Origin of the sequence: Corynebacterium sp. KPL2830 (genome assembly GCF_040225635.1) — a bacterium.
GTDB lineage: Bacteria > Actinomycetota > Actinomycetes > Mycobacteriales > Mycobacteriaceae > Corynebacterium.
Genome location: NZ_JBEHFR010000004.1, coordinates 47099 through 68483, shown reverse-complemented (window position 1 = coordinate 68483; position 21385 = coordinate 47099). Strand labels below are relative to the sequence as shown.

Here is a 21385-nt window from a genome sequence, read left to right as displayed (position 1 = left end):
TAACCACCATGTCAGACCTCGAGTACGACGCCACGCTGACGGATTTCCTCGCCACCGCCGTAGCCAACTTCCCCCACCGTCCCGCCACCTTTTTCGCGGGCGAGACCCTGAGCTACGCGGAGCTGGATACCCGTATCGCCGCTGCCGCCGGCGCCCTGCGGGAGATGGGAATCCGCCCCGGCGACCGGGTAGCGCTGGTCTTGCCCAACTCCCCGCAGCACCTCATTGCCTTTTTCGCGGTGCTGCGCCTAGGCGCGGTCGTAGTCGAACACAACCCTCAGTACACCGCCCACGAGTTGGCCCCGCTCTTTGCCCACCACGGCGCCCGCATCGCCCTGGTCTGGGATGAGGTCGCTGCCGTGGTCGATGGCCTGGCCAACACGGTGATCCCCGTGTCCCTGGAGGCGCCGCTTCCCCTGTCCGGAGCCCCAGTGCCCCACCGCGAGGCCGCGCTTGCCGATGCCGCCCTTATCCTCTACACCTCCGGCACCACCGGCCAGCCCAAGGGCGTGCTGCTCACGCACGGCAACCTCGCAGCTAACTGCATCCAATTAGAGGCCCAGGCCGATCTGCGCCCCGGCCACGAGCGTTTCCTCGCCACGCTGCCGATGTTCCACTCCTATGGACTCACCATGAGCGTATTGCTCGCGGTGCGCTGCGCCGCCGAGATCATCCTGTTGCCCTCCCCGCGCCCTGCGGCCGTGGTCAGTGCCCTAGCGCAGCGCCGGCCAACGTGGATGCCTGGTGTTCCCACCATTTATGAGCGCGCCATGAACGAGCTAGCGACACAATCGGGTGCCGAATCTGGCGCAGAACCAAGCGCTGAACCGGCAACAGAAGCAGCCGCCGAAGCAGCCGCGGACCTGGGCGGGGTGCGCTACGCCATTTCCGGGGCTGCATCGCTGCCCGCGCGCATCATCGAGCCCTGGCAAGACCGCACCAGCGGCATGCTCGTCGAGGGCTACGGGCTCACGGAGGCTTCCCCCGTGCTGACCATTAATCCGCTTGGTGAGGGTCGGCGCGTGGGGACCATCGGCAAGCCGCTTGCCGATACCGAACTGCGCATCGGGGATCCCGATGACCTAGACCGCAGCCAACCCGATGGCACCCCCGGCGAGATACTTGCACGCGGCCCCCAGGTTTTTGGAGGCTACCTAGGCAATCCAGCCGCCACGCGGGAGGCATTCCACGGCGATTGGCTGCGCACCGGCGATATGGGTGTGCGCGAGGCCGATGGACATTTCCGGCTGGTGGGCCGGATTAAAGAAGTCATCATCACCGGTGGGTTTAACGTCTTTCCCAGCGAGGTGGAACATGCACTGTTGAGCCACCCCGCGGTGGGCCAAGCTGCGGTGGCGGGCGTCCCACGCGCCGATGGTTCCGAGGACGTCGCCGCCTGCCTGGTGCTCCACCCCGGTGCCGCCTTCGACGCGGAAGCGCTGCGCGAACACTGCCGTGGCCTCTTGGCCCGCTATAAGGTCCCGCGCCATTTCGTGGTGCAAGAAGAATTGCCGACCGACCAATTGGGCAAGCTGCGCCGCCGCCAGGTGCAGGAAATCTTGATGGCAGAAGTGTCCTCACACTAATCCTCGGCAGCAGTGGACTCCCGGCGCGCGGGCTACGTCCCGGTGCGGGGCTATTCCTCGCCGCGGGCGGCATCGGCAAAGATGCGCCCCGAGCGCTCTTCTAGTTTCTTCTTCGCCTGCACCTGCTGCTGCGCCGCGAATTCGGAGCGCGGCGGGGCTTGAATATAGCGCTCAGCGTGTAATCCAAGCTGCAGCTCCTTGGCACGCAGGACCTCCGCATCGATCTTGATGCCCAAAATCAGCATCGTATTGGACAGCCAGACGGTCATAAATACCGCCATGACCGTTCCGAATGCCCCGTAAATGCTCACCCCGGCCAGGTACTTGATGTAGAGGGAGAATACGCCCCACACCACCAGGTTAGTCAGCAGCGCTACCACCGAGCCCAAGGTGATCCAGCGGAAGCGGCTAGGTCGAACGTTGGGTGCAAAGTGGTACCACACGGCAATAAGCGCCAGCGCCACCACGACAGTTATGGGAAAACGCAGCCAATTCCACACCGGCATAAAAATGCCACCGAAAAAGTCCACGGTTCCGTGCAGCCCTAGGCGGAGTGCTACGGGCTCAATGACGCTGTCCACGACGGTATCGCGCAATAAATTGGCACACAGGACCACCACCGCGCCGATGACGAGGACCACGGTAATAGCCCACATCAACGCCCACGTGCGGATGGTGCCGCGTCCCTCCACTCGGCCGTAGACCGTGTTTGCGGTGCGCGAGAAGGCACGCACATACGCCGAGGCGGCGAAGAGTGAAATCAGGACGGAGACCACCAGCGCAAACGTGCCCTCCCGCGTGGAACCGATAATGGAGCTGACGATATTTCCGGCCTCTTCCGCCATGGAACGGGGCACGTACGTTTCGATGAACTGCGTGGTCAACGCCTCCACTTCGCCCCGGCGCGAAGAAAAGACCAGCGTGGCAATGGAATATGCCGCCAGGACAGTGGGCGCGAAGGCCATGAGGGTGAAGTAGGTCATCGCGGCGGCGCGGTCCATTAAGGCATCGTGGAAGAAATCAGCCCACACGCGTCGCATTACCAGGCCCCAGCTGTCCTTGCGCAGGCGGTTGCCGCGCGCCCAAGGATCGACATCGGCGGCGGGGCTTTCCACGGTGACCAGGGTGGTAACGGTGCTTGGCACAATCTTTTGCTGCTGGGCATTCTGCTTCCGGGCTTGCTTGCTGCCGGTTGCGGGGGCATCGTCCAAGGCACTCATAGTTACGCAGCGTATGCGGCCTAAGAATCTATTCTGTGAAGTGACACTCGCAGCGATTAGGCTGGGGAGTATGACTGAACAGAACCAAGAAAAGATTAACGTCAAGTCCTTCGAGCTCGACCACCGCCTCGTCAGCGCGCCTTATATCCGCGTGGCTGACCGCACCGATTTGGGCGGCGGCGTCGAGATTATCAAGTATGACCTGCGCTTTTGCCAGCCCAATAAGGAGCACTTGGACACGGAGGCGCTGCACTCCGTGGAGCACATGATGGCCAACTTTATGCGCAATTACACCGATAAGCTCATCGGCTTTGCACCCATGGGCTGCCGCACCGGCTTCTATGCCATCACCAACGGCATGGAGCAGGATGAATTGCTGCGCGCCGTTGAGGGTGCGCTGAACGATATCCTCACCGCCACCGAGGTTCCCGCCGCCAACGAAGAGCAGTGCGGTTGGGGCGCGCACCACAGCTTGAAGGGCGCGCAGGATGCGGCCCGCAAGTTCTTGGACGCCAAGCCGGAGTGGCTCGAGGTCATGGCCGCCTAAGGCTGCGCCAGGCATTTTGCCGGGGCGGCTTGTCTGCCGTCCCGGCCGCGCCGGCCGCAAATAACGATTACGTCCAAAACAACCGCGTTTCGCCAAAAATGAGGGCGACTATTAGAAGAACGCGGTTGTTTTGGACGTTTTATGCTCGTGCAGACCTAAATCCGGCGCGAACCTGGTGGATGCGGCCCCGCCGCGGCGAGAGGCGCGGCCTAGTCCTCGTCCATGGATACGCCCAGCCACACCGGCTCGGGCACGAGCTCAACGCCAAATGCTTCGCGCACGCCATCGCGGATCGTGCGGGCCAGCGCGGCGATGTCGGCGGCGCTCGCGTTTCCGCGATTGGTCAGCGCCAGGGTGTGCTTGGTGGATAGCGTTGCCGGCCCGGAGCCGGGGTAGCCCTTCGTGAACCCGGCGTTATCAATAAGCCAAGCGGCCGATAGCTTCTCGCGCGGGGACGATTCGCCCTGTGCTGGAGTGGTGGCGGGGTGGCGGGGCATGCGGTCGGCGGGGGCATCGCCAAGCGTGGCGCGCACCTTGTCCTGGATGGCGTCAGCGATGCTGGATTCGACCACGGGGTTGGTGAAGAAGGAGCCGGCGGACCAGGTGTCGTGGTCGGCAGCATCGAGCACCATGCCCTTGCCGCGGCGCAGAGCGAGGACCTCCTCGCGGACTTGGGCGACGGGGCGGCGCTCACCGGGGTTATCAGTAAGCTGCCCAAAGCGCAGTGGGCGCGACAGCCCATCGGTGGTCAATTGCAATTCGACCTCGAGCACCACCGCGCGGCCGGTGAATTTCAGGTTGGAATAGCGGTAGGCCAGATCAAGATCGGAGACGGGAACCCACTCATCGGCATCGGTACGCAGGTTATACAGGCGCACGCGGGTCAAGACCTCAGAAATCTCGGCGCCATAGGCACCCACGTTTTGCACGGGCACCGCGCCCACCGTGCCAGGGATTCCGGAAAGGCACTCGATGCCTCCCAGGGACTGCGCCACGGATTCCGCCACGACCTCGTCCCATACCGCACCTGCCTGGGCGCGCACGAGGCCGGTCTCGGTATCCATGTCCACCGCAGCAAAGTCGAGGACAACGGCGACTACGTCAACCTCGCCATCAGAAACCAGCAGGTTGGAACCGCCGCCGACCACGATGAAAGGAACTTTTTCTTTCGCGAGGTACCGCAGTGCCGCAACCGCTGCTTCAGGCCGCGAACAACGCAACGTGACCCGTGGCTTTCCCCCCACGCGCAAGGTGGTGAGATCGGCAAAGCTCGCCGTGGGATCCACGTCTACGCCGTCGATTGCTGTGAGTTGTTGCGTCAAAAATTTATCAAGCACGTATACCAAGGTAGTCTGTTAAGCATGTCAACTCGTAGTGAAAACACCGTAACCATCAATCAGCCTATCGACATGGTTCACAAGGCGCTGCTTACCCAGGGATACTGGGAGTACATCGTGGAAAACCTTTCCCCGGAGGCAGGCCAGGTTCACGATTTCTCCGATAACGTAGCAACGCTCTACGAGGTTCTGCCGACCACCCTCTTGCCAGAGGCAGTGCGCGCCATGGTCTCGCAGGATCTCAAGGTCAAGCGCGTGGTCACCGTGGGCGAGCTCAACGGCCAGGCCGCTGACGTCAACTACACCGCAGACGTCAAGGGCACCCCGGTGGACTTCAAGGGCGATATTTCCCTGGCCGGCGAGGGCGAGATGACCAAGCTGACCTACACCAACGAGATCTCCGTCAAGATCCCGATGATGGGCGCAGCCATCGAGCCAAAGGTGGGCGAATCCCTGGCAGAGCTCTTTGATAACGAGGGCAAGCTGACCGAACAGTGGATTTCTGAAAACTCCTAAGGCACTCACAGCCCTTAGGATTCCTTCACGCCCATGGCCGACCACGCTCATAACCTGCGCGCCAGCGCAGCAGCGGGTCGGCCTTTTGGCGTTATTACCCGCGGCACCACCAATTACAACCGGCTCAGGCGCTGCGATAGGTGGATGGTGGCCCACCCGGAAATCTCGGCGTTGCTGCGCCACGTGCGCACCCCGCTCGCGCTCGACGTGGGCTATGGCGCCTCCCATACCACCACCGTGGAGTGGGCGCGATGGCTGCGCCGCATCAACCCCCGCGTGGATGTGCGCGGGCTGGAAATCCACCCGGACAGGGTGCTGCCGCCGCGCGATGGCGTGCGCTTTGAGCTGGGCGGATTTGAGCTTGCGGGCTACCAGCCGCAGGTGGTACGCGCCTTTAACGTGCTGCGCCAATACGATGTGGACCAGGTTGCGGAGGCCTGGCAGACGGTGTGTTCCCGCCTGGCGCCTGGCGGGTTCTTCGTGGAGGGCACCTGTGATGAGTTGGGCCGGCGCGCGGCGTGGATCCTGCTCGATCAGCATGGCCCAAAGACGTTGACGCTCGCGTGGGATCCCTTCGATGTGGCCCGCCCCTCCGATGTGGCCGAGCGCCTGCCCAAGGTGCTCATCCACCGCAATGTGCCCGGCGAGCCCATCCACGAGCTCCTGCAGGCCGCAGATAGGGCCTGGGATCGCGCCGCCGGGTGGGCCCCGCACGGCCCGCGGGTGCGGTGGCGCATGGCGCATGCCTTGCTTGCCGATGCCCCCTTTAACCTCCAGCCTCCCCGCCGCCGGCTGCGCGATAATACGCTCACTGTGAGCTGGGAGAGCATCGCGCCCCGCTAATATCCAGCACACATTGCCACCGGCCGTCTCATGCGCCACACTGGTAGTCATGGCTGCAAAGAAATCGGGCGGATCGCTCGCTTGGAAAATTGTCGTAGGCGTCCTCGTAGCGCTGCTTATTATCATCCTCATCGCCGAGTTTGGCCTGCGCTGGTTCATTAGTAATCAGATGACCGAGGAGTTTAAAAACAGCGCCAAAGAAGAAGGCATCGAGGCAACGGAAGATCCCTCGGTAAGCTTTGGCGGCAGCCCCCTCCTCTTCGGCCTGCTGAGCGGCTCGATTTCCCAGATGGATATGACCACGCCGTCGACCCTGCAGATCGAAGGTTCGCAGATCAAGGGGCAGCCCGCCTCCGAAATCCACGTGGAGAATATGTCGACGGATACCGATAATCCAGTAGCCGGCTCCCTCCGCGCCACCACCACCGTCCCGGATGACTATCTGCTGGCTAGCTTCCAAAAAGGAATTTCAGACCAATCCGGCAGCGACACCGTTGGGAATATGGTGGTCACTGAAATTACCGCGAATGACCAGAGCGACGAGCTGGAAGTGAAATTCGGCGGCGGTTTGGCTAGCCTTTCGCTCAAGCCCATTGCCCGCGACGGCAAGCTGGAGATCAATGCCACCGAGGCCGCCATCTTTGGCCTCTCGCTGCCTGAGCAAGCAACCAGTTCCATTTCAGAGGCGCTGCAGGAAGGCATGTCCGATGATCTCATAGCCAAGGACTTGCAGGTCGAATCCGTGGATGTGGGCGATGGCAAGGTCACGCTCACCTTTACGGGCACCGATGTCCCATTGAAGGATTTGGAACACTTCTCAGACGAAAGCGGCGAACAGAAGAAGGCCGCCTAGGTAGCGGGAAATTCTACGACGGGCAGCGAGCTTTCCAGCTCGCTGCCTTTTTCTATGACGAGTTTATGAAAACCGGCCTGGGCGGCGGTTTCCGCGAGGGACCGCGCTGGTTCCGCCTCCGGCAGAATGAGGCCCACGCGGGCCGGGTCCGGGCAGGCCTCGCGGATGGCGACAAGCTCGGCGAGGATTGGGGTGGCATCGGCAAGCGTGGCGTCCACGCTGACCCACACCTCGTCCGCGCCGGACTGGATGGCCAAACGGGCCTCAGAGGCCTTGATGAGTGTGTGGTGTCGGCCGGTGGGATAGCCCGCCACGGCGGTAATGCCCGCCGGCTCGGCTGCAGCCGCCACCGTCACGTGGTGCGGCGAGACCAGCACATGCTGCCCAGCGGCCTGCTCCCTGACCTCAGCGGCGGAAGCGTGCAGGAGATTTTTCATGCTTAGTAGCTGTAGTCGCCGTTGATGATGGCCTTGAGCTGCGGGCGCACGTCAAACCAGTAGATACCGGTGATGACTGTGCCAATCCACGCCAGGAATTCCAGGCCGGTAGCCATCGCCACCGCCGATCCCGCAAGCAGGCCTACCCATACCCACTTACCTTTGCGGTCGCCGGCTCGAAAAGCGTCCTCGCGCGTTGATGCTGCCAGGATTGCGCCGATGATGGCGGTAATGGTCAGGACCTGGAAGAAGTAGATGGGAAACTTATAGGCAATTTCAAGTAAGAGGTACATGCAGATTAATTCGTGGGTTCGTCGGTATCGATAACTTCGCCATCGATAATATTATCGTCCGTGCTTGCAGCAGCGGAATTACCATTCTTGGACGCGTTCTTCTTCTCGTTCACGCGCTCCTGGGCATAGTCATACGCTTCCTTCACGCCCTCGCGGGTTTCCTGGTACGCATCCGCAAACTTGTCCTTGGCAGCAGAGAAAGCCTCCGAGTCGCGGGTTTCTTCCGCAGCCTTCTTAATGGACGCGCCCCACTGCTTAGCGGTGTTAGTAGCCTTATCCAGCATGCCGTCCTTGTCCCCCTGTGGGGCCTGCGCACCTGTGCCCTGCGCACTCTGGTTCTCGCGCTCTTCCTGCAGGCGGCCACCGAAATCCTTGGCGGTATTTAGCGCGGATGCACCGGCTTCCTTCAGGGAATCAAAAAGCTTCTTCTTCTCAGTCATGAAATCCTCCGTGTGACGAATTATTCCGGCGCATTAGGCGCCGAAAATGAGATGATTAACAGCATATATGGCCAATCCTGCCAGGGAACCGACGATCGTGCCGTTAAGGCGAATAAATTGCAGGTCCTTGCCCACCATCAGCTCGATATTCTGCGAGGCCTCCTGCGCATCCCAGCGCTTGATGGTCTCCGGGATGATCGCGATGATTTCCGGGGCGAATTTCTCCACCGCGTAGCGCGCGGCCTTGTCCACGAGGTCATTGGCCTGGGCCAAGAACTCAGAATCCTCGAGCAAACGATGCGCCAATTCCTTCACCTTGGCCGTCATCTTCTGCCGCAGGAAGGACTCCGGGTCATTGAACTGATCAATCAGCGTGGTGGAAATAGTACGCCACATCGCCGCCGGCGCCTGCTGCACCTGGTCAGAGGCGAGCATCTCTTGCTTGATGTTCTCAATGCGCTCGCGCATATCCGCATCCCATTGCAGGTCCGCAGCCAGCTTGGATAGGTTCCGGCGAATGGCCAGGCGGGCCTCGTGATTGCCATCTCGGCGGACCTCGTCGGCGAAATTAACGAGCTCGTTATAGACCTTGTCCCCCACCATCTCGCGGGCAAAGCGCGGCGCCCACCCAGGCATGCGCTCATCGATGGCCGTGACCACCGTCGATTCCATGCCAAGAATCTTCTTGTGCGCCCAATCAATGAGGTCATCCTCCAGCGGGCGCGCCTTGCCGTCCGCGATATAGCCCTCCAGCAACCGGCCCAACGGCGGCCCCCACTCCGGCTCCGCCAGGCGGTCCATGACCTGGGTGCGGATGAACTGCTCCGCCTCGGCCGGGTCGAGGTCCTCCACCACACTGGCGGCGCGCTCACCAATCCATTCGGAGACCTCCTCCGCCTTGCCGGGTTCTGCCCCCTGGCGCGCCAGCCACAGCGGCAGCTCCGCATCCCGCACCTTGGCGCTCAGCGCATCCGCGGTGAGGAAGTTCTCCTCCACAAAGTCACTCAACGCATTGCCCACGCGGTCCTTATTATTCGGAATCAGCGCCGTGTGCGGGATGGGCAGGCCCATCGGCCGGCGGAACAATGCCGTCACCGCGAACCAGTCCGCCAGGCCACCGACCATGCCAGCCTCCGCCGCCGCACGCACGTAGCCGACCCACACCGGCGCCGCGCTTTCCGATGCCTGCCACCACGAGCACCCCAAAAAGATCACCGCCGCCAGCAAAAGCAGCGACAGCGCAATCGCCTTCCACCGCCGCAGGTCCGCCCGGCGCGCCTCCTGGTTGCCGGCCTGTGGCACACCGGTGCCTGACGATGCCGGCTCCCTAGCCGTATCGAGCTCTGCGTCCGAGCGGTGCGTCATGTGTTCTCCTTGGGGATTAGATGAAATTTCGTGGTGGACAGCGAATCCTTTGCTCAACATTAGTGCGCTCAGCGCGTGCACTCGAAAGCTGGCCGGTTTCGGTTACAGATGATCTTACGTCTGCTGTTCTGGTCAGCGGCTTGTCACGGAATCGGTCGCCGTACCTGTGTGTCACGGGCTAGGCTAGAAGGAACCTGCCGAGATATTCGAGGAGAAGAAACGTGTCACCCCGGAACAAGCAAGCCGAACGCAACAAATTGCACAAGACTCTAAATGAAATCGCCAACGACCTGCGAGGCAAAGTGGACGGTTGGGATTTCAAGGCCTACGTGCTAGGAACCCTGTTCTACCGCTACTTGTGCGAGCACCTGGTTCACGTCATCAATGCCGAGCAAATTGAAGCAGGCGAAGAGGGCTTTGATTACGCCAAGCTCGACGACGAAACCGCTGAGGACGCGCGCGAGCATTACACGGACATGCTTGGCTACTACATCCTCCCCTCCCAGCTGTTCGATGCGCTCGAAGAGGGTTCGAAGACAAATCAAAACCTCAACATCGACCTAGATAAGGCCTTCCGGGCCGTGGAGGAATCCACCGTATCGGCAGACTCTGCGGACGACTTTGCCGGATTGTTCCAAGACTTCGATGTTTCTTCTAACCGCCTGGGCGGCTCCGTAAAAGAACGCAGCGAGCGTCTTGGTTCTATCATGCGCGCGGTGAAGAAGCTGGAATTGGGCGGTTTCAGCGATACCACCATTGACGTATTCGGTGACGCTTACGAGTATCTCCTGCGCATGTACGCCTCTAACGCTGGGCGCAACGGCGGCGAGCACTTTACCCCACAGGAAGTCTCCGAAGTTCTAGCGGAAATTGCTGTGAACAAGCGCCCAACCATTCGCCGTGCTTACGACCCGTGTGCGGGCTCCGGTTCATTGCTATTCCGCTTCGCCAAGACTCTGGGTATCGACAATATTTCTGATGGCTTGTACGGCCAGGAAATCAACCCAACCAACCATACTCTTTCACGCATGAACATGCTGCTGCATGGCGTACCTTTCGAGAAGTTCGATATTCAGATTGGCGATACTCTCATTGACCCAAAACATCTCGACGTTCAGCCATTTGACGCAATTGTGTCTAACCCGCCGTACTCCCAACCTTGGGAAGGCAAGGACGATGTAACACTGATTAACGACGACCGCTTCTCCCCCGCAGGCGTGCTGGCACCGAAGTTAAATTCTGATCTCGCTTTTACGATGCACATGCTGCACCACCTGGAAGACGACGGCGTTGCTGCCATCGTCGAGTTCCCCGGCATCTTGTACCGTAGTGGAGACGAGAAGAAGATTAGGGAGTACCTAGTAAACAATAATTTCGTGGACGCGGTCATCCAACTACCGCCCAACCTGTTCTTCGGTACACCCATCTCTACTGTCATCTTAGTTCTTAAGAAGAACCGCGAGACAACTGATGTGCTCTTCGTAGACACTGCGGAGTGCTTTACCAAGCACGGAGCGAAAAACACGCTCTCCGGAGATGACCAAAAGACCATTACTGAACTGTATTTCGGCAAAAAGGATGTGGCACACAAAGCCGTCATGGTGCCGCAGGCAACGGTCGAAGACAAGGACTACAACCTGTCAGTCAACTCCTACGTTGAGAAGGAAGACACCCGCGAAATAGTCGACATTGAAAAGCTCAACGCCGACATCGCGGAGACCAACGTTGCCCAAACCGACCTGAAGGCCCGTGTGGACACCATCGTGGCCGAACTCAATCAAGACGGGTTGGTGTAAGAAGTGAAAACTCTGAAACAACTAATTGACCGGTACTGCCCCAACGGCGTGGAGTACGTGCAACTGGGGGATGTGGTGACTATAAAAAACGGTTCCGACTGGAAGAGGCAGGAGCCCGGTGACATCGCTGTCTACGGTAGCGGTGGAAAAATGCTGCCCACAGTAAAAACTCCAGCAAGCTCGGAACCAAGTGTGTTGCTACCTCGTAAGGGAACCCTGGAAGTGCAATTCGTCGATGTCCCGTTTTGGAACATCGACACTGCCTTTAGAACAGAGACGAACCCCTCCCGCCTTTCAATGAAGTACTTTTATTACTCCATGAAAGGATTCGATTTTTCTGAAATTTCGACAAGCGCGACGCGCCCGAGCCTTACCCAGACTGCTCTGAAAAGGCTGAAGCTTCCACTGCCGCCACGGGAGATACAGGACAAAATTGTCGAGCATTTAGACACGTTCGCTGCACTGTGCGAGAACCTTGACTTGGAGATTTCGCAGCGGGAGAAGCAGTTCGCCGAGTATCGGGAGAAGATGCTGTCTGCAGACTACTTGACGTCGCGGTACTGCTCCGAAGGGGTGGATTACGTACGGCTTGGAGATGTGGCGACTGTCCGCAATGGATGGGGATTTCCAACTAACTTTCAGGGCGGGCGTGTCGGAGTGCCATTCTTCAAGGTTGCCGACATGAACCGTCCCGAAAACAAAGTACGAATGAACCTAAGCTCTAATTATGTTGATCGGTCGACCCTCAATTTAATCAAAGCACGTACCTCGCCGGCAGGCACACTAATTTTCCCAAAGATTGGCGCCGCAGTGGCCACAAACAAGAAACGCCTTCTAGTAGAGGAATCAAGTTACGACAACAACGTGGCAGGTGTAATCCCTGGTGATAGCCTCAACCCATCATTCCTTTTTTACTACTTTTTAGGGTTCGATCTGAGTTCAATAGCGTTGCAATCAGGTGCTACGCCGTCAATCCGGAAATCCTCGATTGAAAACGTAACCGTCCCCCTCCCATCGCGTGAGGTTCAGAACGAGATTACTGCCAAACTCGATGCAATGCAGGAACTTATCGACAATCTGAGGTTAGAGCGTGAGCAGCGCCAACAGCAGTTCGATTACTACCGGGAGAAGCTGCTCTCGTTCCCGAAAAAAGAAACCAACGAGGTCTAACCAATCATGACAACCAATCCCTACACTAACCTGCCTCAGGACGCTCAGAAGCTTGCTTCCTCCTCCCTTTCGACGGTGGTGAGCGAATACGAGCCGAACCGGAGCGCGGAGACTAACTATCAATCCGAAGCCCAGCTAGAAGACCAGCTCATTGCTATTCTAGGAGCACAAGGCTGCGATCACGCACCCATTCATGACGAAGAAGCTCTGCTAGTTAACCTCCGCGCACAAGTAGAACAACTAAACAACGTTCGGTTCGCTGACGGTGAGTGGCAGCGACTGTTAGCGGAGTTCATTGCACCGTCCACAGATACGATTCTGGATAAGACACGGCGTATCCAGCATGAGGGCGGTGTGTTCGACTTCCAGTTTGATGACGGCGAGCGCGCCAACATCAAGCTCATTGACTCTGACAACTGGTCACGCAACAAGCTGCAAGTGATCAACCAGTACAAAGTTGCCACGTCCGGCGGATCGATGCGCCACAATCGCTATGATGTGACCCTTTTGCTCAACGGCTTACCAATGGTGCACATCGAGCTCAAACGCCGAGGAGTAAAGCTTAAAGAGGCATTCAACCAAATCCGCCGCTACGGGCGCGACAGTTTCGGCGCTGGGCACCGCCTATTCGATTACGTCCACATTTTCGTTATCTCTAACGGCACGCTCACCAAGTACTACTCCAACACCACCCGCGAGCGACAGATCAAGGACAGTGAGGGTACAGGCAATACATCGAATTCTTATGAGTTCACGATGTGGTGGGCTGACGCGAAGAACAAGCACATTACAGATCTGACTGATTTCGCGCGAACCTTCCTAACGAAGTACTCATTGGTCAATCTTATAACCAAATACTGCGTTCTGGACACGAACAACAACCTTCTGGTTATGCGCTCGTACCAGATTGCGGCCACCGAGCGCATTATCAATAAGGTCGCCTCAAATGTGAATTACCCGAAGTTGCTGGGCACCCTCGACTCACGCGGATATATTTGGCACACGACCGGCTCAGGAAAGACCCTGACGTCGTTTAAGACAGCGCAGCTATTGTCAAAAATGGACGGCGTGGACAAAGTGGTGTTTGTCGTGGACCGCCAGGACCTCGACTATCAAACCATCAAAGAATATGACCGGTTTGCCAAGGGCGCGGCCAATGGCAATGCGTCCACCAAGATTCTCCGAGAAAACTTGGCAGATGATGAGATGCCGATTCTGGTGACCACGATCCAGAAGCTCAACCACTTGGTACGTCAACCTGAAAAACTAGATATTTACCGCCAGCACGTGGTGTTTGTCTTCGACGAGTGCCACCGCTCAACGTTCGGTTCTATGCATAAGGCCATCACCAAACGGTTCACCAAGACCTCGATGTTTGGCTTTACCGGTACACCAATTTTCTATACCGAGGATGACGCTGCGCACGCGCGCGCCTTGAAGCCTGTGCAGACCACGGAATCAATTTTCGGTACGCAGCTACACACCTACACCATTGTGGACGCGATTCGTGACGGCAATGTTTTGCCGTTCAAAATTGACTTCAACGCGACGATGCGCTCGAAGCTCGCCGATGACGATGACACTCGGGTTTCTGACATTGACCGCACCGCAGCATTGGAATCCCCCGAACGCACTGCCTCAATCGTTGAATACATTCTCGAGCAATTTGGCCAGCACACTCTGCACGACTCAAAGTTTCGCCACACGGTGCAGGATTACGATCCTAAGGCACACAAGGAAGGCCGCGAAACGCCATCGACAGTCACCAACGTCAATGGTTTTAACGCCATGTTCGCGGTGTCATCCATTGAGTCGGCACAAGCCTTTTACGACGAGTTCGCTGCACAGCAAGCAGCTCGAGTGGCCGAAGGGAAGTTGAAAAACGAGAACAAGCTGGTTGTTGCCACGATTTTTAGCACCACTACACAGGGTGAAGAAGAAATCGACCTCGACGGCCCGTTGCCAGAAGAAGACACCTCCGCCGAGAACCTAGGCAACGAGGACCGCGAGTTCTTGCGCGGTGTCATGAGGACCTATAACGAGCAGTTTGGTACGTCGTTCGATATTAACAACCGTGACGGCTTCCAGAACTACTACCGTGACCTCTCACAGCGCATTAAGAACCGAGAGGTTGACCTAGTAATCGTGGTCAACATGTTCCTTACTGGTTTTGACGCAACCACTTTGAACACGCTGTACGTGGACAAGAACCTGCGCCAGCATGGCCTCATTCAGGCATTCTCACGAACCAACCGCATTCTGAACACACAGAAGCAAGCAGGAAATATCGTCTGTTTCCGAAACCTCAAGTCAGCAACCGAGAAGGCAATCCAACGCTTCGGTGACTCCGAGGCTTATAACGTAGTTGTTCTTGAATCCTACGAGCACTACCACTCGCGTTTCGTCGCAGCTGTGGAGAAGCTACGCTCTCTTTGTGTTCCAGGGGAAATGCCGGACACTGACGAAGGCAAACGGAGCTATGTGGAAACCTATTCAGAGGTTCTTCGCCTCATCAACTTCCTAGACATGTTCGACGAATTTGGTCAAGACACCACTCTGTCAAAGCGCGACTTCCAAGACTACCAAGGTGTGTACTTGGAGCTCTACGAAGAAAAGCGTGGAGACAGTGGAGAAGAGCCCGTGGACATCACCGACGATCTCGTCTTTGAGATTGAACTGGTGTCGCACCTTTCGGTCAATGTGGATTACATTTTGAGGCTCATTGCAGAGCTACGTGATGCCGATGGCAACCTCTCCGAGGAAGACCACGATCGCATCAAACGTGAGATTGATTCATCCGAGAAGCTGCGGCTTAAGAGGGATTTGATTGACAAGTTCATCGAGGGACAAGACGGCAATACAGAGCCCGATGAGTTCTACTCACTGGTCGAGCGCGAGTGTCGTAAGGACGTCAACGACCTCATTGAGTCCGAGCACCTCAAACGCTCGGAAGCACTACAGGTGTTTGCCAAGGGCCTCGCAGATTTGGTCGTGCCGCATTCCGGGTTGCTGGTAAGCGAAATGCTACCTCCGATGCGACGGTTTGGCGCGCATAAAGACAGCGACACGGAAAAGAAGGACCGTGTCGTCGGGGCCATGAATCGCCTTGTGGCTACCTACGGGGACTCGGTGAACCCAACGTCGTTACTCAAACAAATGTAGCCGAGAATTAGCCGCGGATAGCATCAAAGCAGCTAATATTGTAGCTGCTACCGGGCTATTTTCGAGAAGCCGGACCCCGGGATGTAGACACATCGGGAGCTCCAGTTCGTGCTTGGCTTCAGCCCCGGGTGATGAGGCCACGCCTCCACAGAACTGTGTGGACATAGGGGGACGCTGGGGAGGCATCGGCAAGCGCATGCTCCTCCCCTTGTACGTCTCCCTCAGCGTGTTGAATGAATGCCAGAAAAGCTATTTACTGGGACGACCAGCGGGCACGGCAATTGCCACCTGGAGAAGGTATAGAATCGCTAAAGCGATTAAAGGCGCTGACCACGTTCCCGTCATTTCCGCTAGGAAGCCGGCAGCGATTGGACCGACGGAGGCCATTAGATCTCCGAGTGATTGGGTCATTGTTGGCAGTGAGCGTAGCGTTCATTCGGCCGCTGGTGAGCTTGATTGTCATTACGTGTATGCTTTGATTTTTCCATTCCCATGGATTGCCAGTCGTGCATAAAGCCACACGAGTTGATCGCCGCGATGTAGCACAGATAATGACTGCAATTACCGGAGCAGCCCTCGCAGCCCACAAAATAGCCATAGAGTGGAAGCGGGAACTGGACAGTAAACCGACAGAGGACGATAACGAGAAATAAACCCCTGGGGTCTGGATATCCGAACTGCCCAGACCCTCAGAGGCCTACCCAAACATCATATCCCCGAGAGGAGTTCTCATGGAAAAGACCATGACTTATGCGTTTGCGGCAGCTTTCGCCGCATTCATCGCCGTATCTACAGTGATACCCAATTGGCTTCTGATTGCCCCCGTGGCGCTCGCCACATCCGAGTTGGCATTGTCCTACCGTAAGGACCGCAAGTGACGCCATCATTGGTTGCTTCCACTAGTGTGGTGTATCTGTAACCCGTGGTAAGTCTCGTGCCGGTACAGAAGGAATTAATTGCCCGGAAGAATCAATAACCTCGGCGATTTACTCCTACTTTCGTAGTGCAGGGATCGTTCCGAGGCTTTCAGGATAAAGTCTAGCGTTTCCATAATGAATAATCCAAGATCGACCATAGAACGGGTCTTGACCTCGGCAAGTGGACACGTCGGGAGTTAGGGTCGCTCGCCAGTGGGCCTGCTTTAGTCAAAATATTTGGCGGCTTTGCGCAGGATGTCACATTCTTCGCGCAGTTGTGCTTTTTCTTTTTCGAGCTGGCGGATCCGTTCGGAATCATTCGCTGCTTGGGCTTTATCGTGCAGGGCTTTAGTGCGGGCGCGTTTGCCGGTGCTATACTTGTTGACCCATGAATGCAGCGAGGCACGGTTGATACCGAGCTCTGCTGATGCTGAGTTCAGCGAGAGTTCGTCATTGTTTTCGTAGAGGGCCACAGCATCGCGCTTGAACTGTTCGGAGTACCTGGACATGGTGGTAGATTACCAATCTTGCCAGCCCGACGGGGCTGGATATCAGGTGTCCAGCACATAGGGGCCAGTTCAAGCTCGAGCAGATGCGGGGCGTGGGGTGCTAAGGGGCATCGACAAGCGCTAGCTCTTCCGTCAAAACAGGAATAGCCCCGCCTCCTAGCATGTTCTCAACGCTATTGGAGGCGGGGCTGGAGGTGCTTAAGAGCGAATACTAGTTAACTCGGCCGGTTTCCTTGCGGTACTGGCGGTAGAAACGGCGTCCATAGTGGATGGTGCCGGCGGCGGCGATGGCCACCACAACCAAGGAAATGACGCCGATGGCGATGGTCAGGCCGTAGTCGCCTTCACCTGCGGTGCCCAACGGGGTGTCCCAGACGCCGAGGCCCCAGATGAGGATGCCGGCTGCCGGCAAGCAAGACAAGATCAAGCCCATGCCGACCCACGTGGAGGTGCGGAGAAGGGAAGAGTGAGGAGCTGCGAAGGATACCGGGTCGTAGCCTTCGATGTAGTTGTCCTGAATCTTGCCGGAGAACTCCGGATACGTTTCGCTCTGGTAGTCAGCAACTACGTGGGTGTTATCGCTCATGGCGGAGTCTTTCTGTCTTTCTCTCGTTCCTAGTATTCCTACGGAATAACTCTAGCTTAGTCGTCCTTGCCACGGAAAGCAGCACGTGCACGTTCGCGGGTAACGGCAGACACTGCGGTCAGTGGGACGCCAGCCGGGCAGACATCGGCGCACTCACCGTAGAGGGAGCAGTGGCCGAAGTTGGATTCCAAATCAGCAACCATGTTGCGGGCACGGCTGCCGCGCTCTTCCTTTCCCAGCGGCATCATGGACAGGTGCACCAGCTTGGCACCGGTGAACAGGTGTGCCGCACCGTTCGGGCAGGCAGCAACGCAGGCACCGCAACCGATGCAGGCAGCGTGGTCCAGCGAGTACTCGGCGGTCTCGTGGTTGATGTGCATGGTATCGGCGTCCGGTGCGGTGCCGGCATCCATGGAAACGTAACCGCCCTGCTCCATCACGTGGTCCAGTGCGGAGCGGTCAACCACCATGTCCTTGATGACGGGGTACGCAGCGGAACGGAATGGCTCCAGCTGGATGGTGTCGCCATCGTTGAAGTTGAACAGGCGCTGCTGGCAGGCAGGGGTGTTCTGACCTGGGCCGTGTGGGCGACCGTTGACGGTCAGACCACAGGTACCACAGATGCCTTCGCGGCAGTCAGAGGCGAAGGCGAAGGGCTCTTCGCCGCGTTCGATGTAGCCATCGTTGACGTGGTCCAATAGCTCCAGAATGGACATCTGCTCGGAGGCATCATCCACCTGGACGGTTTCGAATTTACCTTCCTGGGTGGGTCCGGCTTGACGCCAGATCTCAAGTGTCAATTTCATTACTTGTAGTTCCTTGTCATCAGCGGGATCGAGTCAAAGTACAGGGGTTCTGCATGGCGGATGAACTCGTTCTTGTTTGCGCCCGGCTCCCAGGCGGAAACGAAGCACCAGTTTTCATCGTCACGCTCGGCTTCGCCTTCTTCAGAAAGGTGATCTTCGCGGAAGTGAGCGCCGCAAGACTCATCGCGGTCAAGGGCGTCGATGCACATGAGCTCACCCAGGTCCAAGTAATCGGCAACGCGCAGGCCGTATTCCAGGACTTGGTTCATGTCATTCGCCTCACCAGGGATGCGGACGTTCTTCCAGAAGTCATCGCGCACCGCGCGGATCTTCTCGATGGTGTCCTTCAGGTCCTCGACGTTACGGGACACACCGCAGCCGAAGTACAGCAGGTCACCCAGCTGGCGGTGGTAGTGGGACGGACCGTGCGGGTCGTCGCCTTGGACCTGCATCAGCTTATCGATGCGCTCCTGGGACTTCTGCACGGCTTCCTGTGCCTCAGCGGAATCCTCGGCCAGCTTGTCCTCGTTGAGGTGGTCAGCCAAGTAGTTCGGGATGGTAAACGGCAGGGTGAACCAGCCGTCGACGGAAGCCGAAAGCAGGGAGTTAGCACCAAGGCGGTTAGCACCGTGGTAGGTCCAAGAGCACTCACCGGCGGCAAACAGGCCGTCAATAGAGGTCATCTCATTGAAGTCGGTCCACAGGCCACCCATGGTGAAGTGGCAGGTAGGAGCAATGCGCATTGGGGTCTCGTAGGCGGACTCACCAATGGCCTCTTCATACATCTGAATGAGGTTGGAGTAACGCTCGCGGATCTTGTCTTTGCCCAGACGCTCGATGGCATCGCGGAAGTCAAGGTAGACCGAGTTCTTCAGAGGTCCAACACCCAGGCCCTTGTTGATCTGCTGGGAAATTGCACGGGAAGCAACGTCGCGGGGAACCAGGTTACCGAAGGCCGGGTAGCGGCGCTCCAAGAAGTAGTCGCGCTCTTCCTCCGGAATGCTGTTCGGGTCGCGGTCATCGCCCTCTTTCTTGGGGGACCAGATGCGGCCATCGTTACGCAGGGACTCCGACATCAAAATGGTCTTGGACTGCCAGTCGGAGTTGACTGGCAGGCCCGTTGGGTGGAACTGCACGAACGCCGGGGAAGCCAGGTAAGCGCCCTTGTCATAAGCGCGCATCATGGCGCTGGCGTTGGAGTTCTTTGCCAGGGTGGACATGTGGTAAACGTTGCCGTAACCACCGGTACCCAGGATGACGGCGTGGCCTGTGAAGGCCTTGAGCTCACCGGTAATCAGGTTGCGGGTAACAATGCCGCCCGCGCGCTTCTTGCCGTTGTCATCGTAGGTGATGATGTCCTGCATATCGTTGTGGGCAAAAAGCTCCACATTGCCCAGGCCGATCTGACGGTACAGTGCCGAGGTCGTGGACAGCTGCAGCTGCTGACCTGTTTGGCCACGGGTGTAGTAGGTACGGGAGACCTGCACACCACCGAAGGAACGGGTGGCCAGGGTGCCGCCGTACTCACGGGCGAACGGGGCGCCGATGGCGTTCATGTGGTCAATAACGCGAACGGACTCGTTGGCCAGGCGCCAGCAGTCGGACTCGCGGCAGCGGTAGTCGCCGCCCTTCACGGTGTCCTTGGTGTGGCGGTACGCGGAGTCGTTATCCACCTTCTTGGCGCGGGAGGCGTTGACACCACCCTGCGCGGCAATGGAGTGCGCGCGGCGCGGGGAGTCGTGGTAGGTAAAGACCTTGACGCCATAGCCCAATTCACCGAGTGCAGCCGCAGCCGAACCCGCAGATAAGCCGGTACCTACGACGAGGACCTCGAACTTGCGGCGGTTCAGTGGGGAGACCAGGTTCATGTGGTCAACGTGGTGAGACCACATATCCTTCATCGGCACGCCGTGCGGTTCCTGGGATTCCAGGATATTACCAGCGGAGACGCCCTCAACGATGGACTTTGGGTGCGAGAAGTTGGGGTGTTCACGCTTGAGTTCAGTAGTAGTCATGGGTTCCTATCTCCTTTAGCTGACCAAGCCCAGGGCAACGGACAAAGGCATAACGATGTTGCCGATGCATACAACGGCCGGGATGATGTACGCCAAGACCAAGAAGGTCTGACGCCATTTTGCACCGGTGATACCCAGGTCAGATGCGGCAAGGCGGATGCCGTGGGTCAGGTGCAGGAAGAGGCAGCACATTGCCAGCACGTAGAAGATGGTGACCGGCCAACGGCTAAAGGTTTCGATCATATTGGCCTTGACAGAACCTTCAACGAAAGCTTCTGGGGCCACCGGCTGTACGCCCAAGGTGAGGTCCAGCAGGTGGAAGATGATGAAGAGCAGCAGCACTACACCGGTCACCAGCATGGACTTGGTGGCGAAGGAATCCAGGCCACCCATCAGGTTGGTGCGCTTGAACTTGCCGCGGGATGCCTTGGAGCGGGAAGCCAAGGTAAAGGCACCGTAGATGTGGGCAAGGATTGCCACGATCAGCACGATGCGGATGACCCACAGGGCAGAGCCATGCGGCAGCAGCGGTTCACCCATCGAGCGCAGGAACTCGCCGTACTCATCCAGGGCGGGCTCACCGTTGTGCGCCGGCATGTACAGCTTCAGGTTGCCGGCCATGTGGCCGACCACGAAAAGTGCAAAGAGCAAACCGGTGACGGCCATGATGAGCTTTAGTACCCACGATGGCGTTCCGGGATTCTGACGAATTGGTTCATTAGTGATGTGGCCGTGAGCGATTGCCTCACGGTCCGGATTTCTTAAAGTCATGACACCTCCATAGTCATACTTACCTTAACCGGGCTTAACCGCTGGTTACTAGTTATTTTCGAGCGGTTATTTACTCCCGGTTCGCAAGAATGACTAGGCAGTGAGATCTTTTAGGTAAGGGTATCCTGATAAGAAGAATATGAAAACGCTGTCACCTTGGCCCCCTCCATTTCCGCAATACAGATGTTTCATATTTATGGTCCAAACTGTGAGCTT

At 58.0% G+C, this 21385-nt stretch carries 20 protein-coding genes; 9 read left to right on the top strand and 11 right to left on the bottom strand.

Annotated features, from left to right (window positions below):
• Nucleotides 1–8: 8 nt before the first annotated feature.
• On the top strand, nucleotides 9–1586 hold the full coding sequence (locus ABRP87_RS02590) for an AMP-binding protein (RefSeq protein ID WP_349867565.1): 1578 nt from the start codon (nucleotides 9–11) through the stop codon (nucleotides 1584–1586).
• Between the two features lie 50 nt (nucleotides 1587–1636).
• On the opposite strand, the gene ABRP87_RS02585 is transcribed toward ABRP87_RS02590, so the two are convergent.
• Nucleotides 1637–2806 (bottom strand): YihY/virulence factor BrkB family protein, encoded by a 1170-nt coding sequence (locus ABRP87_RS02585; protein ID WP_349867563.1) that lies wholly within the window; start codon nucleotides 2804–2806, stop codon nucleotides 1637–1639.
• A 70-nt stretch (nucleotides 2807–2876) separates the two neighbouring features.
• Here ABRP87_RS02585 and ABRP87_RS02580 point away from each other — a divergent pair, with 70 nt between their 5' ends.
• Nucleotides 2877–3353: an S-ribosylhomocysteine lyase gene (locus ABRP87_RS02580; protein WP_023025084.1), complete on the top strand. Its 477-nt coding sequence runs from the start codon at nucleotides 2877–2879 to the stop codon at nucleotides 3351–3353.
• A 209-nt stretch (nucleotides 3354–3562) separates the two neighbouring features.
• On the opposite strand, the gene ABRP87_RS02575 is transcribed toward ABRP87_RS02580, so the two are convergent.
• Entirely contained in the window at nucleotides 3563–4690 is a 1128-nt protein-coding gene (locus tag ABRP87_RS02575; protein ID WP_349867561.1) for a UDP-N-acetylmuramate dehydrogenase, read from the bottom strand.
• 24 nt (nucleotides 4691–4714) lie between these two features.
• On the opposite strand from ABRP87_RS02575, the gene ABRP87_RS02570 reads away from it, so the two are divergent.
• From ABRP87_RS02570 to ABRP87_RS02560, 3 genes are read left to right on the top strand one after another with little or no spacing between them, the layout of a single operon-like run.
• Nucleotides 4715–5206, top strand: a complete 492-nt coding sequence (locus ABRP87_RS02570) for a DUF2505 domain-containing protein (RefSeq protein WP_349862086.1) — start codon at nucleotides 4715–4717, stop codon at nucleotides 5204–5206.
• Nucleotides 5207–5239: 33 nt separating this feature from the next.
• Complete coding sequence (locus tag ABRP87_RS02565; RefSeq protein ID WP_349862087.1) at nucleotides 5240–6049, top strand: class I SAM-dependent methyltransferase; 810 nt, start codon at nucleotides 5240–5242, stop codon at nucleotides 6047–6049.
• Nucleotides 6050–6098: 49 nt separating this feature from the next.
• The gene (locus tag ABRP87_RS02560) at nucleotides 6099–6902 is read left to right on the top strand and encodes an LmeA family phospholipid-binding protein (protein WP_349867560.1); all 804 of its coding nucleotides are present in this window, start codon (nucleotides 6099–6101) and stop codon (nucleotides 6900–6902) included.
• Here the strand turns inward: ABRP87_RS02560 and ABRP87_RS02555 are convergent.
• From ABRP87_RS02555 to ABRP87_RS02540, 4 genes are read right to left on the bottom strand one after another with little or no spacing between them, the layout of a single operon-like run.
• Nucleotides 6899–7339: a deoxyribose-phosphate aldolase gene (locus ABRP87_RS02555; protein WP_349867558.1), complete on the bottom strand. Its 441-nt coding sequence runs from the start codon at nucleotides 7337–7339 to the stop codon at nucleotides 6899–6901. The genes ABRP87_RS02560 and ABRP87_RS02555 overlap by 4 nt on opposite strands.
• A gap of 2 nt (nucleotides 7340–7341) precedes the next feature.
• Complete coding sequence (locus tag ABRP87_RS02550) at nucleotides 7342–7632, bottom strand: DUF2516 family protein (RefSeq protein WP_349862090.1); 291 nt, start codon at nucleotides 7630–7632, stop codon at nucleotides 7342–7344.
• Nucleotides 7633–7637: 5 nt separating this feature from the next.
• Complete coding sequence (locus ABRP87_RS02545) at nucleotides 7638–8072, bottom strand: CGLAU_01105 family protein (RefSeq protein WP_349867556.1); 435 nt, start codon at nucleotides 8070–8072, stop codon at nucleotides 7638–7640.
• Nucleotides 8073–8105: 33 nt separating this feature from the next.
• Nucleotides 8106–9437, bottom strand: a complete 1332-nt coding sequence (locus tag ABRP87_RS02540; protein WP_349867554.1) for a DUF445 domain-containing protein — start codon at nucleotides 9435–9437, stop codon at nucleotides 8106–8108.
• Nucleotides 9438–9658: 221 nt separating this feature from the next.
• Between ABRP87_RS02540 and ABRP87_RS02535 the strand changes: the two genes are divergently transcribed.
• The 4 genes from ABRP87_RS02535 (at nucleotide 9659) to ABRP87_RS02520 (ending at nucleotide 16443) form a co-directional block, all read left to right on the top strand.
• Nucleotides 9659–11233: a type I restriction-modification system subunit M gene (locus ABRP87_RS02535; RefSeq protein WP_349867552.1), complete on the top strand. Its 1575-nt coding sequence runs from the start codon at nucleotides 9659–9661 to the stop codon at nucleotides 11231–11233.
• Between the two features lie 3 nt (nucleotides 11234–11236).
• The gene (locus ABRP87_RS02530; protein WP_349867549.1) at nucleotides 11237–12403 is read left to right on the top strand and encodes a restriction endonuclease subunit S; all 1167 of its coding nucleotides are present in this window, start codon (nucleotides 11237–11239) and stop codon (nucleotides 12401–12403) included.
• Nucleotides 12404–12409: 6 nt separating this feature from the next.
• Nucleotides 12410–15565, top strand: coding sequence for a type I restriction endonuclease subunit R (locus ABRP87_RS02525; protein ID WP_349867546.1), 3156 nt, complete (start codon nucleotides 12410–12412; stop codon nucleotides 15563–15565).
• A 743-nt stretch (nucleotides 15566–16308) separates the two neighbouring features.
• Nucleotides 16309–16443, top strand: coding sequence for a hypothetical protein (locus ABRP87_RS02520; protein ID WP_349867544.1), 135 nt, complete (start codon nucleotides 16309–16311; stop codon nucleotides 16441–16443).
• 263 nt (nucleotides 16444–16706) lie between these two features.
• Here ABRP87_RS02520 and ABRP87_RS02515 read toward each other — a convergent pair whose 3' ends face one another.
• The 5 genes from ABRP87_RS02515 to ABRP87_RS02495 form a co-directional block, all read right to left on the bottom strand.
• Nucleotides 16707–16991: a transposase gene (locus ABRP87_RS02515; RefSeq protein WP_349867542.1), complete on the bottom strand. Its 285-nt coding sequence runs from the start codon at nucleotides 16989–16991 to the stop codon at nucleotides 16707–16709.
• A gap of 211 nt (nucleotides 16992–17202) precedes the next feature.
• On the bottom strand, nucleotides 17203–17577 hold the full coding sequence (locus tag ABRP87_RS02510) for a hypothetical protein (protein ID WP_349867539.1): 375 nt from the start codon (nucleotides 17575–17577) through the stop codon (nucleotides 17203–17205).
• A 56-nt stretch (nucleotides 17578–17633) separates the two neighbouring features.
• Nucleotides 17634–18383 (bottom strand): succinate dehydrogenase/fumarate reductase iron-sulfur subunit, encoded by a 750-nt coding sequence (locus tag ABRP87_RS02505; RefSeq protein ID WP_023025068.1) that lies wholly within the window; start codon nucleotides 18381–18383, stop codon nucleotides 17634–17636.
• Nucleotides 18383–20398: a fumarate reductase/succinate dehydrogenase flavoprotein subunit gene (locus tag ABRP87_RS02500; protein WP_349867536.1), complete on the bottom strand. Its 2016-nt coding sequence runs from the start codon at nucleotides 20396–20398 to the stop codon at nucleotides 18383–18385. Before ABRP87_RS02500 ends, ABRP87_RS02505 begins: the two co-directional genes overlap by 1 nt.
• A gap of 15 nt (nucleotides 20399–20413) precedes the next feature.
• Nucleotides 20414–21169, bottom strand: a complete 756-nt coding sequence (locus ABRP87_RS02495; RefSeq protein ID WP_023025066.1) for a succinate dehydrogenase cytochrome b subunit — start codon at nucleotides 21167–21169, stop codon at nucleotides 20414–20416.
• Nucleotides 21170–21385 lie beyond the last annotated feature (216 nt).